We start from the raw sequence: 12198 nt of genomic DNA, 5'->3' as shown, positions 1-12198 counted from the left end.
TGGGGTTTACGACACCTGGTAATCAGGTGTCGCGTTCATGCTTTCAGCTTTGCGGGTATTTGAAGGTGAAGGTTTTGGTGAAGGGGCCCCACCATTCCGGTACGCCGGTTTCCTTGTCCACATGGTGAAAGAAGCCTTTGATTTGCGGGCTTTCATAGCGCAGTACCACGGTGTAGGTGCCGGGGCCGTCCATTTTCACGTTGTTGGCGTAGTGGGCGCCGTCTTTGGCCACCATCGGCAGCAGCGTGCCGATTTCCTTGTAGTCGGGCGAACCTTGCTTGACCAGGGAGTAGGTGATGGTCAGGTAGGGCACCCACTCGCCATTGGACAGGCCGTACTTGTTGTCGGCGGTGGCATGCACATCCGTCTCGAGGTGCACCGAATCCTTGCTCATCACCATGCCCGGTGGCATGGGGGCCATTTCAATGCCCACCAGGTAGGAGGAGGCGATTTCCATGTCGTTGACCTGGACGGGCCCTCCAATCGGGTACTCGCGGGCTTGGGTCAGGGTGGAAGCGGCCAGGGCGCTGACAAGTACCAGTGCGGTGGCCAAGGGTTTGCGCAGGTGTTTCATGGTGGGGCTCCTTGGGACAGTTAACGTGATTGCGTCGGGCGTGAATGCAGCAAGCGGTTACCCAGCACCAGGAGCGCAAGGGTGACGGACCAGGCGGCCAGTTGGACGCCCAGCGGCCGGTCGGTGTAGCCCACCAGCGCGGTCAGGGCGCGGCCGGTGAGGCTGGCGTCGGAGACCAGCCAGGAGGTGTCCCAGAGTTGGTAGCCCCAGGCGGGGATCAGGTCGATACCGGCGAGGATCGCGGCCGCCCGGCCCGCCATGCCGGCGGCGAGCAAGGCGATCATCCAGCCGGTGATCGAAAACAGGCGCTTGAGGCTGATGGCGACCAGGCCGCGGTACATCAGCCAGGACAGCGCGGCGCCGGCGGCGATGCCGAGCACGCCACCCGCCAGCATCGACAGTGGGTCTGCCTGGCTCGACGCGGCGATGCCATAGAGGAACAGCACGATTTCCGAGCCTTCACGCAGCACCGCCACGGTGATCACCACAGCCAGCGCCCAGAGTGATTTTTCGCCGTTGAGTACCGCATTGCCGGCGCTGCGCAGTTGGGTGGCCAGTTCGCGTCCGTGGCTGGCCATCCATAGGTTGTGCCAGCCCAGCATGACCACGGCGACCACCAGAATGGCCGCGTTGAAAATCTCCTGGCCAAAGCCCTGGAGTGCCTGGGTGATTGCGCCGGTAAAGAGCGCGAGGATTCCGGCACCCAGTACGCCGGCTGCGATCCCGCCGCCGATAAACAGGCCGCGTCGTGCCAGGCCCTGGGTGGCGGCCATCACGATGCCCACCACAATCCCGGCTTCCAGCACTTCTCGAAACACGATCAACAGACAGGCCAGCATGACTTACTCCTTGGCTGCGACGGCAGTGACCGTGCCTTTGGCTTGATCGGGGTGGTAGTCATCGAAGAAGGTGTAGGTGCCGGGATGCAGCGGGCCCGCAAACACCGTGACGGTGTTGCCGGGGACGATGATTTTTTCGAATTTCATGTCATAGCTTTCGAACTCATCGACGCTTTCGTCGTGGCTGGTGAGTTGAATGCGAAAGCGCTCACCGGCCGGCACCTCGAAACTTGAGGGGCTGAAGGTGTGGTTTTGAATGACCAGGGTGACCAGCTGATCCGCCTGTGCAACGACGGGAAAAGCCAGTAGGAGGAGAGCCAGCCGGGCAAGAGTGGGCATGCCGAATGTCCGCTAATGAGAACGATTCGCGGATGATTGGCTTTGTCTTTAAGTGTTACAAGTGAAGATCGAGTTAGATGGCGACCCGTTCAACCCTGGTTCAGGTTGCGGCAATGCGCGAGGGAGGGAGCAGCAGCCGTGGGCACCCGAGAGTGCCCACGGTGAAGGTTACCGGCGACGTTTTTCGATGTTGTAAACGAACGGCGCAACGATCTCGATGCTGCCGCCTTTCAACATGTCGGCCGGCGGCTTGGGCAGCGGCTGGGCACGACGGATCATGTCGAGGGTGGCGCGGTCCAGGTCGGCGTTGCCGGAGCGGCCCACCAGTTCATAGGACAGCACGTTGCCATCGGCATCCACCACGAAACGCAAGCGGTTCAGGCCTTCCTTGCCACGCGCCTGGGCGCCTGGCGGGTACTTCTTGTACTTCTGCAGGTGGCCCAGCAGGGTACTTTCCCAGGTGGCCTTGGCCGCGATCTGCTGCGGTGAAGGGCCCGGCTGTGGCTGGGCGGATTTCTCCGTAGGCGCGTTGTTCTGCGGAGTTTCGCTCGGCGGCTCTTCGGAAGGTTTTTCCTTGGGCGGATCGGGCTTCTTCTCTACAGGCTTGGGCGGCTGTGGTTTTGGCTTGGGCTTGACCGGCTTTGGCACCTGGATCGTCGGCTTGGGTGCCTCAGCCAGTTTCGGCAATGGCAACTCTTCCACCGGCGCTGGCGGCTGTGGCGGCGTGATCACCTTCGGCGGGGCCGGAGGTGGCGGCGCCGGCATCGGTGCCAGGTCGATGACCATGGCGGCCGGTGGCAGTTGGACCATGTGTGGCGCCGACCACTGGAGCGCGATGATGATCGCGACGGCGTGGACGCCCAGCACGACGGCGAGGCTGGTGCCATAACGCGTCAGTTTGTGGCGCGTCGTGATCATTTCTTGGCTGCCGTCTCAAGTCCGACCAGGCCGACCTTGAGGTAGCCGGCTGCCCGCAGGGCATCCATCACGCTCATCAGGTCGCCGTAGTCCACGCCCTTGTCGGCCTGGAAGAAGATCGTCGTGTCTTTCTTGCCCTGGGTCTTGGCGTCGAGCACCGCGCCCAGGGTGTCGGATTTGACTTCTTCTTCGCCCAGGAACAGACGCTGGTCCGCCTTGACGCTGAGGAATATCGGTTTCTCTGGCCGCGGTGCCGGTTTCGCACTGGAAGCGGGCAGGTCGACCTTGATGTCCACAGTGGCCAGGGGTGCAGCCACCATGAAGATGATCAGCAGCACCAGCATCACGTCGATAAACGGCGTGACGTTGATTTCGTGGTTCTCGACGAGCTCGTCGTCGCCTTGATTCAAATGCAGGCCCATGGCCGATTACCCCACTTTCACCATATGCGGTTGCGAGCTGCGCTCGGAAGGCAGGTGATCGAGGTCACGGCTGACCAGCAACAGGACTTCTGCCGAAGCGTCCGACACCTGAGCCTTATAGCCGGCGATCGAACGGGCGAAGACGTTGTAGATGACCACCGCAGGAATCGCGGCAACCAGGCCCAGTGCGGTTGCCAGCAGGGCTTCGGCAATGCCGGGCGCCACGACGGCGAGGTTGGTAGTCTGGGTTTTGGCGATGCCGATGAAGCTGTTCATGATGCCCCATACGGTACCGAACAGGCCGACGAAGGGCGCGGTGGAACCAATGGTCGCCAGCACGCCGGTGCCGTTGCTCATGTTGCGACCGCAGGCTGCAACCAGGCGCTCAAGGCGAAAGCTGACGCGTTCCTTGATGCCTTCTTTTTCACGGCTGTTGGCCGACAGGCGCATTTCTTCAAGGGCGTCGTGGACCAGCAGGTTCGCCAGGGTGCCCTTCTTCGCCGCGCTTTCGCTGGCTTCTTTCAGGGTGGTGGCTTTTTTCAGGTGGACGATTTCAGTGCGCAGGCGACGCTTGGCGCCCAGCAGCTCGAAGCCCTTGGCGATCCAGATGGTCCAGGTGATGATCGAGGCGATGGCCAGGCCGATCATCACGATCTTCACGATGATGTCAGCGTTCTGGTACATGCCCCAGGGCGACAGGTCGTGGGCCATGCCCAGGCTGTTGTCTTCTTCCAGCACCACGCCGGAGTCGTCAGCCGGAGCACCTTCGGCGGCCAGGGCCGGGTCGGTGGCAGCCGGTGCAGCAGCAGCAGGCGCCGCAGCGTTTTGCTCGTGGGCTGGCGCGGTCGCAGCAGGCTGTGTAGCCGGTGCGGTGTTATCGGCGAACGCGGCGGTCGGTGCCAGCAGAACGCTGAACAGCACTGCAGCAATCGCACGCCAGGCGCGGGATGGGCTGTGAGGCTTGGTTGGCGAAGCGGGGGATGTATTGCGTGTCATGCTGGCCGGACCTGAGAGAAAAAATGAGTGATCGTCCTTCCAGACCGTAACGGGTCGAGGACAAATGGGCGGTTATTATTGCAAGTAATTCTTGTTAACAGAAGTAATACAGTTACTTTATTTGTCGTTTTGCTGGCCGCTGGTCATGTGCGGGGGCTAATCTTGACCTTTAAGAACGGAGTTTTGTGATGTCTGCGCCTTCTGTGGTGATTGCCGGTTGCGGCGATGTCGGTAGCCGTCTGGCCACCCAATTGCTGGCCCAGGGCTGGGAGGTTCATGGCCTGCGCCGGGATATCTCGCGCCTTCCCAAGGGTGTTATCGGGATTGCCGGCGACCTGTTCAATGAAGACTGCCCCGACACCTGGCCGGTGGGCGGGGTGGATTACCTGGTGTATTGCGCGGCGGCCACCGATCACGACGAAGCCGGCTATCGCGCAGCGTACGTGCAAGGGTTGCAACATGTACTGGAGTGGTTGAACGACTACGGCCAGGCGCCCAGGCATTTGCTGTTTGTATCCAGCAGCAGTGTGTACGGGCAGCAGAACGGTGAGTGGGTCGACGAAAACTCCGAGACCCAGGCGGGCGGTTATTCCGGACAAGTCATGCTGGAAGCCGAGCAAGTGGCGTTGAACAGCGGCATTCCCGCCAGCGTCGTGCGCCTGACCGGCATCTATGGCCCCGGCCGCGAGTGGCTGCTGAGCCAGGTGCGCCAGGGCTATCGCGTGGCGATTGACCCACCTTTATATGGCAACCGCATTCACGCGGATGACGCTGCGGGTTTGCTGGCATTTTTGCTGCAGCACGTGGAGCAGGGCGGTGTGCTGGATAAATGCTACATCGGCGTCGATGACGCTCCGGCACCGCTGGCCGACGTGGTGGGCTGGTTGCGCGAATACCTTGGCGTGACCGAATGGGCCGAAAACGCCAGCGTACGCCGGGCGGGCAGCAAGCAGTGCAGTAATGCCCGGGCCAAGTCGTTGGGCTGGGTGCCACGTTATCCAAGTTATCGCGAAGGGTATGCGGCCATTCTCGAGGGTTGATGGCGTTACTGTTTTTCCAGCAGCCACTGGCGTGGGCCTGGGGTGAGCTGGGGGATTTCGTCGGGCTGGGACAGGTTGATCGCCTTGAGAATCTCGAGTCGTTTGCCGTAGCGGACGAAAATCCAGCCGCCGCCGACATCGCCCTTGCCCAGGTAGAGGGTGTCATTGCCAGCGCCCTGGGTGGCGCAATCGCCGCCCAGGCACAGCTCGTACCGGTCGTTTTGCGCCAGGCCTGACACGGTGCCATCCGCCGTGAACACTACGATGTTGCCGGTGCCTTGGCCTTCAATGATTTTCCATTGGCCGCCCATATAGGCCGAGTTCAGCGCCTGCCGGAAGGTTGTGCCCCATTTCTCTCCCGAGGGGGGCGGCGGGTCAGGGCGTATAAACACTTGCCCGGCGTAACGTTCTGTGGGGAGCTGGATCAACTGCTTGCCATCCGATCGAAGCTCGTCGGCGCCATGGCCGTTGTAGTCGACGGTCCATGCGCCCGGCGCCTTCGGCAGCAACTGACCTTCGCCCAGCTCGAACGCATTGCTGACTTGTGCCTTGCCGTTGCGGGTGTCGATGTTCCATTCCAGGTTCATGCCGTGAGCATCAAGGGCTCGCAGCAAGGGCCTGCCTTGGGCGGCTGAGTCGATGGCTGCCTGGTTGATCCACAGCCCGCTGATGTCGGGCGTTTGCGGCGGGTGAGTGCAGCCGCCCAGCAGGATCAGGCTAAGGACAAGTAATGTGCGCATGGGGGCAGTCTGCATAAGGTGGAAAGCGAGGCCGCAGACTAAAGAAAAAGGAGCCCGTGGGCTCCTTTGTTCTGTATCACTGTTTTTCCAGCAACCACTGCCGCGGTCCCGGGGTAAACGAGGGCACCTCGTCGGCCTGGGCGGTATTGATCGCCTGGAAGATTTCCAGTTGCTTGCCCTTGCGCGCAAAGATCCACGGGTTGCCCTGGTCGTTCAGTTGCAGCCAGATGCTGTCGTAGCCGCCGCTCATGGAGGCGCAATCACCTGCCAGGCACAGCGAGTACTGATCGGCACCCGGCAGGCCGGTTACCTGGCCATTGGGCTGGAACTGCACCGTCGCGCCTTCGCCATTGCCGCTGCTGATCTTCCAGGTGCCGCCCATATAGGCGGCGTACAGGGTGCGCTCGAAGTTGGCGCCCAGCGGCGCGCCTTCGGGGGCAGGGTCCTTGGCACGGGCGAATAGTTGCTCGGGCTCGTTATCATTGGCCCCTTGCAGCAGTTGTTTGCCTTTACGCTTGAGTTCGGTGGCGGAGCCGCCGTAGAAATCGACGCTCCAGGCGCCGGATTTTTCACCCAGCAACTTGCCTTCAGCGACTTCAAAACCGTTGTAGTAGCGGGCCTGGGACGCTTTGGTGTTCACCTCCCATTCGAGGTTCGGACCATAGCTCTGCAGGGCTTCACGCAAAGGGCCGCCCTTGGCTGCCGCATCGATGGCGGCCTGGTTGATCCAGGTGCCGCTTACATCCAGGTCGGCGGGATTGCTGGCGCAGCCGCCGAGCAGCAGGGCGAGCAACGAAGAGGCAACGAGCGCTTTGCGCATTACGAAATCCTTCCAAGAACCAATTCGGCGCAGCCTTCCCGAGGAAGCGCTGCGCCGGATGTTTTACTCGATGACCAGAATGGCGTCCATCTCAACCTGCGCGCCCTTTGGCAGGGCGGCAACGCCGATGGCGGCGCGGGCTGGGTACGGTTGTTCGAAGTACTTGCCCATGATCTCGTTGACCTTGGCGAAGTGGCTCAGGTCGGTGAGGAAGATGTTCAGTTTGACGATGTCCTTGAACGAACCGCCTGCGGCCTCGGCTACCGACTTCAGGTTTTCGAAGACCTGGATGGTTTGGGCTTCAAAGCCTTCAACCAGCTCCATGGTTTTTGGGTCCAGTGGAATCTGGCCGGACATGTAGACGGTATTGCCCGCCTTGATCGCCTGGGAATAAGTACCGATTGCTGCTGGTGCCTTGTCGCTGGTGATAACAGTCTTGGTCATGAATGACTCCTTGTAATGGATGGGCTAGGCGCGCATGCGGGTGATGCGGATGACCCCGGTCAGGGCGCGCAGTTTCTTGATCACGCGGGCCAGGTGCACGCGGTCGTGCACGCTGACCACCAGTTGGACCACGCTGATGCGGCCATCGCGTTCGTCCATGCTGATTTTCTCGATATTGCCGTCGGCCGCATTGACACTGCTGGCCAGCAGGGCGATCAGGCCGCGCTGGTGTTCCAGCTCGACCCGCAGCTCGACGTTGAATTCGCCGGTGACATCCTTGGCCCACGAAAGCTGGATGCATTTCTCGGGGTTGTGGCGGATTTCACTGATATTGCGGCAGTTGTCCAGGTGCACCACCATGCCCTTGCCCGCAGACAGGTGGCCGACAATCGGGTCGCCGGGGATCGGGGTGCAGCACTTGGCGTAGCTGAGCACCAAACCTTCGGTGCCGCGAATCGCCAGCGGGCCTTCGGGGCTTGGCAATTGTTCGCCTTCGCCCAGCAGGCGGCGGGCGACCACATAGGCCATGCGGTTGCCCAGGCCGATGTCTTCCAGCAAGTCTTCGATCAGTTCCTGGCGGTACTCGTGGAGCATCGCCTGCACGCGTTCGGCCGGGATCTTGTCCAGGGAGCTGTCGAAACCGTTGAGCACCTTGTTCAGCAGGCGTTCGCCCAGGCTGATGGACTCGGAACGGCGTTGCAGCTTCAGGGCGTGGCGGATGTGGGTACGGGCCTTGCCGGTGACCACAAAGTTGAGCCAGGCCGGGTTCGGGCGTGCGCCCGGTGCGCTGACGATCTCCACCGTGGAGCCGCTTTGCAGCGGTTCCGACAGCGGGGCCAGTCGACGATTGATCCGACAGGCTATGCAGCTGTTGCCCACGTCGGTGTGGACCGCGTAGGCAAAGTCGACCGCCGTGGAGCCTTTGGGCAGCTCCATGATCCGACCTTTGGGCGTGAACACGTAAACCTCGTCCGGGAACAGGTCGATCTTCACGCTTTCGATAAATTCGAGGGAGTTGCCGGCACGTTGCTGCATTTCCAGCACGCCCTTGACCCACTGGCGTGCGCGGGCATGGGTGCCTTTTGGCTGCTCGTCGCCGGTGGACTTGTACAGCCAATGGGCGGCGATGCCGTTGTTGGCCATCTCTTCCATTTCGCGGGTGCGGATCTGGATCTCGATCGGCACCCCGTGCATGCCAAACAGCGTGGTATGCAGCGACTGATAGCCGTTGGCCTTGGGAATCGCGATGTAGTCCTTGAAGCGTCCCGGCAGGGGTTTGTACAAATTATGTACAGCGCCCAGCACGCGGTAGCAGGTATCGACCTTGTCGACGATGATCCGGAACGCGTACACGTCCATGATTTCGTTGAAGGCCCGACGCTTGCCGCGCATCTTCTTGTAGATGCCGTAGATGTGTTTCTGCCGGCCGCTGACTTCGCCCTCGATCTCATCGATCGCCAGGCAATGGCTCAGGGACTCTTCGATCTTGTTGACGATTTCCTTGCGATTGCCCCGGGCGCGTTTGACCGCCTGGTAGATGCGTGCGGAACGCATCGGGTGCATGGCTTTGAAACCGAGGTCTTCGAACTCGATACGAATGGCGTGCATGCCCAGCCGGTTGGCGATGGGCGCGTAGATTTCCAGGGTTTCCTTGGCAATGCGCCGGCGTTTTTCGCCGGACAGCACTTCCAGCGTGCGCATGTTGTGCAGCCGGTCGGCCAGCTTGACCAGGATCACCCGGATGTCCCGGGCCATGGCCATGGCCATCTTCTGGAAGTTTTCCGCCTGGGCTTCGGCCTTGGTTTCGAAGTTCATCTGGGTCAGTTTGCTGACCCCGTCGACCAGTTCGGCCACGGTTTCGCCAAATTGCGCACTGAGCGCTTCCTTGGCGATGCCGGTGTCTTCGATCACGTCATGCAGCATCGCAGCCATCAGGCTCTGATGGTCCATGTGCATGTCGGCAAGAATATTGGCCACCGCAAGAGGATGGGTGACATACGCCTCGCCACTGCGGCGGCGTTGGCCGTCGTGGGCTTGTTCGGCGTAGAAATACGCTCGGCGGACCAGGTTGACCTGGTCTGGACCGAGGTAGGTCGATAAGCGATCGGCGAGGGCGTCTATGCTCGGCAAAGTGTTAACTCCTGCCGTTGGCTGTGACCCCGCGCCGTGCTACGTCGACCAGGCATAGGCTTAGACGGCCTCGTTGGACTCGTCCTCGAACGCTGCAAACAGCGGTTCGTCTTCAACGATTTCGGCGTTGGCGATGAACTCGTAGCTCATCAGGCCTTCAGCGATTTCACGCAGGGCTACAACGGTAGGCTTGTCGTTTTCCCACTGGACCAGGGGCTCTTTGCCGCCAGTGGCCAGTTGACGGGCACGCTTGGTAGAGAGCATGACCAGCTCAAAGCGGTTATCCACGTGTTCTAGGCAGTCTTCAACGGTTACGCGGGCCATGGTATTCCTCGGAGCGAATGCAATATGCGCGCTGCCCGGTTGGGCGAGCGGACTGAACAGTTTAAAAAATCACCAGCGTTTAGGGAAGCGCTGATTTTTCGCAGGCCATCGCAAACGCGCTACAAGTGCCAATGTAAAGCCCTTGCAGCGGTTTTGGGAAGAGCCAATCAGCCGAGCAGTTCGGCCAATAATTTACCGAAACGCTGCTGCTGACGCTTTTGCTGGAGCTGATTGGTGCGGAAAATCGCTTTCAAATCGTCCAGGGCGTGGGCGAAATCGTCGTTGATGATCAGGTAGTCGTAGTCGACGTAGTGGCTCATTTCACTGACGGCCTCGCGCATGCGGCCTTCGATGATCTCGTCGCTGTCCTGCCCACGGTTGGTCAGGCGCTGGTGCAACGCTTCCAGCGACGGCGGCAGGATGAAGATCGAGCGGGCTTTGGGCATCAGCTGGCGCACTTGCTCGGCGCCCTGCCAGTCGATTTCCAGGATCAGGTCGTGGCCTTCGTCCAGGGTCTGCTGCAGATGGCTTTGGGAAGTGCCGTAGAGGTTGCCGAACACTTCGGCGCGCTCGAGGAAATCACCGTGCTCGATCATCTTCACGAACTCGGTGCGCTCGACGAAGTGGTAGTGCACGCCGTTCACTTCACCCGGGCGCATGGCGCGAGTGGTGTGCGACACCGAGATGCGGATCTGCTCGTCAGCGTCGGTCAGGGCTTTGACCAGGCTGCTTTTGCCCGCGCCCGATGGGGCGGAAATGATGTAGAGGGTGCCGGTGCTGTGGGTCATGTCAGGGTGCCTTACTCGATATTCTGTACTTGTTCGCGCATTTGCTCGATCAACACTTTGAGGTTGACCGCAGCCTGTGTGCTGCGCGGATCAAAGGCTTTGGAGCCCAGTGTATTGGCTTCGCGGTTGAGTTCCTGCATCAGGAAGTCCAGGCGCCGACCAGCGGCACCGGCCGACTTGAGCACGCGGCGCACTTCCAGGATGTGGGTGCTCAGGCGGTCGAGTTCTTCGGCGACGTCGCTCTTTTGGGCCAGCAGGACCATCTCTTGCTCAAGGCGCACCGGATCCAGCTCGGCCTGCATGTCGGTGAAGCGGTCCAGGACCTTCTGGCGCTGGGTGGCAAGCATCTGCGGCACCAGTTCGCGCAGGGTCACCACGTCTTCTTCGATGGACGTCAGGCGGTCGCTGATCAGGCGGGCCAGTTCGGCGCCTTCGCGCTCACGGCCGGCCTTGAGTTCCTTCAGGCCCTGGTTGAACAGCGCCAGGGCTTCGGCATTCAGGGCTTGCGGGTCGGTGGCGTCGGCCACCAGCACGCCGGGCCAGGCCAGCACTTCCAGGGGGTTGATGGCGGCAGGCTGCTTGATCAGGCCGGCGATGGTTTCGGCGGCGGCGACCAGTTGAGCGGCGCGCTCGCGATCGACCTGCAGCGGCTTGCCGGTGGTTTCCTCGGTAAAGCGCAGGGTGCATTCCAGCTTGCCGCGGGAGATGCCCTGGCGCAGCGCTTCACGGACCGCGCCTTCAAGGTCGCGAAACGACTCCGGCAGGCGCAGGTGCGGCTCCAGGTAGCGGCTGTTGACCGAGCGCAATTCCCAGCTCAGGGTGCCTTGGACGCCGGCTTTTTCGACGCGGGCGAAGGCGGTCATGCTGTGCACCATGGAGGTACCTCGCGATGCAGTCCCGCAAACGGGCGGGCTGATGGGTAGATTGAAGCCGACAGGCTGCGAAGGCGCAGGATTGTAGCTCAACGGGAAGGGTGGCCCCAAACAGTGGCTTCGCTGCCCGGGTTTGTAACAGGATTTTTTAGCCGTGCCGATCAGGGCTGGCGGCTCTATAATGCTCGGCAGTTTTTCGTCCTCCGTACAGGTATCCCCTATGAAACGTCCAAGTGGTCGCGCTGCCGATCAGCTCCGCTCGATCCGCATCACCCGCAACTACACCAAACACGCCGAGGGATCTGTACTGGTCGAGTTTGGCGATACCAAGGTTATCTGCACCGTCAGCGTCGAAAACGGCGTGCCGCGTTTCCTTAAAGGCCAGGGCCAGGGTTGGTTGACCGCCGAGTACGGCATGCTGCCGCGGGCCACCGGCGAGCGTAACCAGCGTGAAGCCAGCCGTGGCAAGCAAGGCGGCCGCACCCTCGAAATCCAGCGCCTGATCGGCCGTTCCCTGCGCGCTGCGCTGGACATGTCCAAGCTGGGCGACGTGACCCTGTACGTCGACTGCGACGTGATCCAGGCCGACGGCGGCACCCGCACCGCGTCCATCACCGGCGCCATGGTTGCCCTGGTCGATGCGCTCAAGGTCATCAAGAAACGTGGCGGCCTGAAAGGCGGCGATCCGCTCAAGCAGATGATCGCTGCGGTGTCGGTTGGCATGTATCAGGGCGAGCCTGTGCTGGATCTGGACTATCTTGAAGATTCGGCTGCCGAGACCGACCTGAACGTGGTGATGACCAGCACCGGTGGTTTCATCGAAGTGCAGGGCACCGCCGAAGGCGCGCCATTCCAGCCGGCGGACCTGAACGCCATGCTGGCATTGGCCCAGAAAGGCATGACCGAGATCTTCGAACTGCAGAACGCCGCATTGGCCGACTGATTCAACCCC

The 12198-nt window shown here is 61.6% G+C and carries 15 protein-coding genes; 2 read left to right on the top strand and 13 right to left on the bottom strand.

Annotated elements, in window-relative coordinates:
• Positions 1-43: 43 nt before the first annotated feature.
• From P3C29_RS05115 to exbB, 6 genes are all read right to left on the bottom strand, one after another.
• Positions 44-574 carry an iron transporter gene (locus P3C29_RS05115; RefSeq protein ID WP_169386826.1) on the bottom strand — a complete coding sequence of 177 codons (531 nt, stop codon included), beginning with the start codon at positions 572-574 and terminating at the stop codon, positions 44-46.
• A gap of 20 nt (positions 575-594) precedes the next feature.
• Entirely contained in the window at positions 595-1413 is an 819-nt protein-coding gene (locus P3C29_RS05110; RefSeq protein WP_275964023.1) for an FTR1 family protein, read from the bottom strand.
• A gap of 3 nt (positions 1414-1416) precedes the next feature.
• Positions 1417-1752 (bottom strand): cupredoxin domain-containing protein, encoded by a 336-nt coding sequence (locus P3C29_RS05105; protein WP_275964022.1) that lies wholly within the window; start codon positions 1750-1752, stop codon positions 1417-1419.
• Positions 1753-1920: 168 nt separating this feature from the next.
• Positions 1921-2670: an energy transducer TonB gene (locus P3C29_RS05100; RefSeq protein WP_003213297.1), complete on the bottom strand. Its 750-nt coding sequence runs from the start codon at positions 2668-2670 to the stop codon at positions 1921-1923.
• A complete protein-coding gene (exbD, locus tag P3C29_RS05095; protein ID WP_003213296.1) occupies positions 2667-3092 on the bottom strand; it encodes a TonB system transport protein ExbD in 426 nt (141 codons plus the stop codon). The genes P3C29_RS05100 and exbD overlap by 4 nt, the downstream gene beginning before the upstream one ends.
• A 6-nt stretch (positions 3093-3098) precedes the next feature.
• Positions 3099-4088 (bottom strand): tonB-system energizer ExbB, encoded by a 990-nt coding sequence (exbB, locus tag P3C29_RS05090; RefSeq protein WP_275964021.1) that lies wholly within the window; start codon positions 4086-4088, stop codon positions 3099-3101.
• Between the two features lie 188 nt (positions 4089-4276).
• On the opposite strand from exbB, the gene P3C29_RS05085 reads away from it, so the two are divergent.
• Complete coding sequence (locus tag P3C29_RS05085) at positions 4277-5128, top strand: SDR family oxidoreductase (protein WP_275964020.1); 852 nt, start codon at positions 4277-4279, stop codon at positions 5126-5128.
• 5 nt (positions 5129-5133) lie between these two features.
• Here the strand turns inward: P3C29_RS05085 and P3C29_RS05080 are convergent, their stop codons facing one another.
• The 7 genes from P3C29_RS05080 to P3C29_RS05050 all read right to left on the bottom strand — a co-directional run bounded on the left by P3C29_RS05080 (position 5134) and on the right by P3C29_RS05050 (position 11249).
• Positions 5134-5868 carry a hypothetical protein gene (locus P3C29_RS05080; protein WP_275964019.1) on the bottom strand — a complete coding sequence of 245 codons (735 nt, stop codon included), beginning with the start codon at positions 5866-5868 and terminating at the stop codon, positions 5134-5136.
• Positions 5869-5944: 76 nt separating this feature from the next.
• Positions 5945-6688 carry a hypothetical protein gene (locus P3C29_RS05075; protein ID WP_275964018.1) on the bottom strand — a complete coding sequence of 248 codons (744 nt, stop codon included), beginning with the start codon at positions 6686-6688 and terminating at the stop codon, positions 5945-5947.
• A gap of 63 nt (positions 6689-6751) precedes the next feature.
• Positions 6752-7132: a RidA family protein gene (locus tag P3C29_RS05070; protein WP_003213288.1), complete on the bottom strand. Its 381-nt coding sequence runs from the start codon at positions 7130-7132 to the stop codon at positions 6752-6754.
• A 24-nt stretch (positions 7133-7156) separates the two neighbouring features.
• Complete coding sequence (gene spoT / locus P3C29_RS05065; RefSeq protein ID WP_008439435.1) at positions 7157-9262, bottom strand: bifunctional GTP diphosphokinase/guanosine-3',5'-bis pyrophosphate 3'-pyrophosphohydrolase; 2106 nt, start codon at positions 9260-9262, stop codon at positions 7157-7159.
• Between the two features lie 60 nt (positions 9263-9322).
• Positions 9323-9586, bottom strand: a complete 264-nt coding sequence (gene rpoZ, locus P3C29_RS05060; protein ID WP_003176920.1) for a DNA-directed RNA polymerase subunit omega — start codon at positions 9584-9586, stop codon at positions 9323-9325.
• 167 nt (positions 9587-9753) lie between these two features.
• Complete coding sequence (gene gmk / locus P3C29_RS05055) at positions 9754-10374, bottom strand: guanylate kinase (protein WP_010168203.1); 621 nt, start codon at positions 10372-10374, stop codon at positions 9754-9756.
• An 11-nt stretch (positions 10375-10385) separates the two neighbouring features.
• Positions 10386-11249 (bottom strand): YicC/YloC family endoribonuclease, encoded by an 864-nt coding sequence (locus P3C29_RS05050; RefSeq protein WP_010168202.1) that lies wholly within the window; start codon positions 11247-11249, stop codon positions 10386-10388.
• A 217-nt stretch (positions 11250-11466) separates the two neighbouring features.
• Here P3C29_RS05050 and rph point away from each other — a divergent pair, with 217 nt between their 5' ends.
• Positions 11467-12189 carry a ribonuclease PH gene (gene rph, locus P3C29_RS05045; RefSeq protein WP_003213280.1) on the top strand — a complete coding sequence of 241 codons (723 nt, stop codon included), beginning with the start codon at positions 11467-11469 and terminating at the stop codon, positions 12187-12189.
• The last annotated feature ends 9 nt before the right edge of the window (positions 12190-12198 follow it).

This window comes from Pseudomonas sp. 1912-s, from assembly GCF_029269205.1.
Lineage (GTDB): Bacteria > Pseudomonadota > Gammaproteobacteria > Pseudomonadales > Pseudomonadaceae > Aquipseudomonas.
This window is presented reverse-complemented; position numbering and strand designations above follow the sequence as displayed.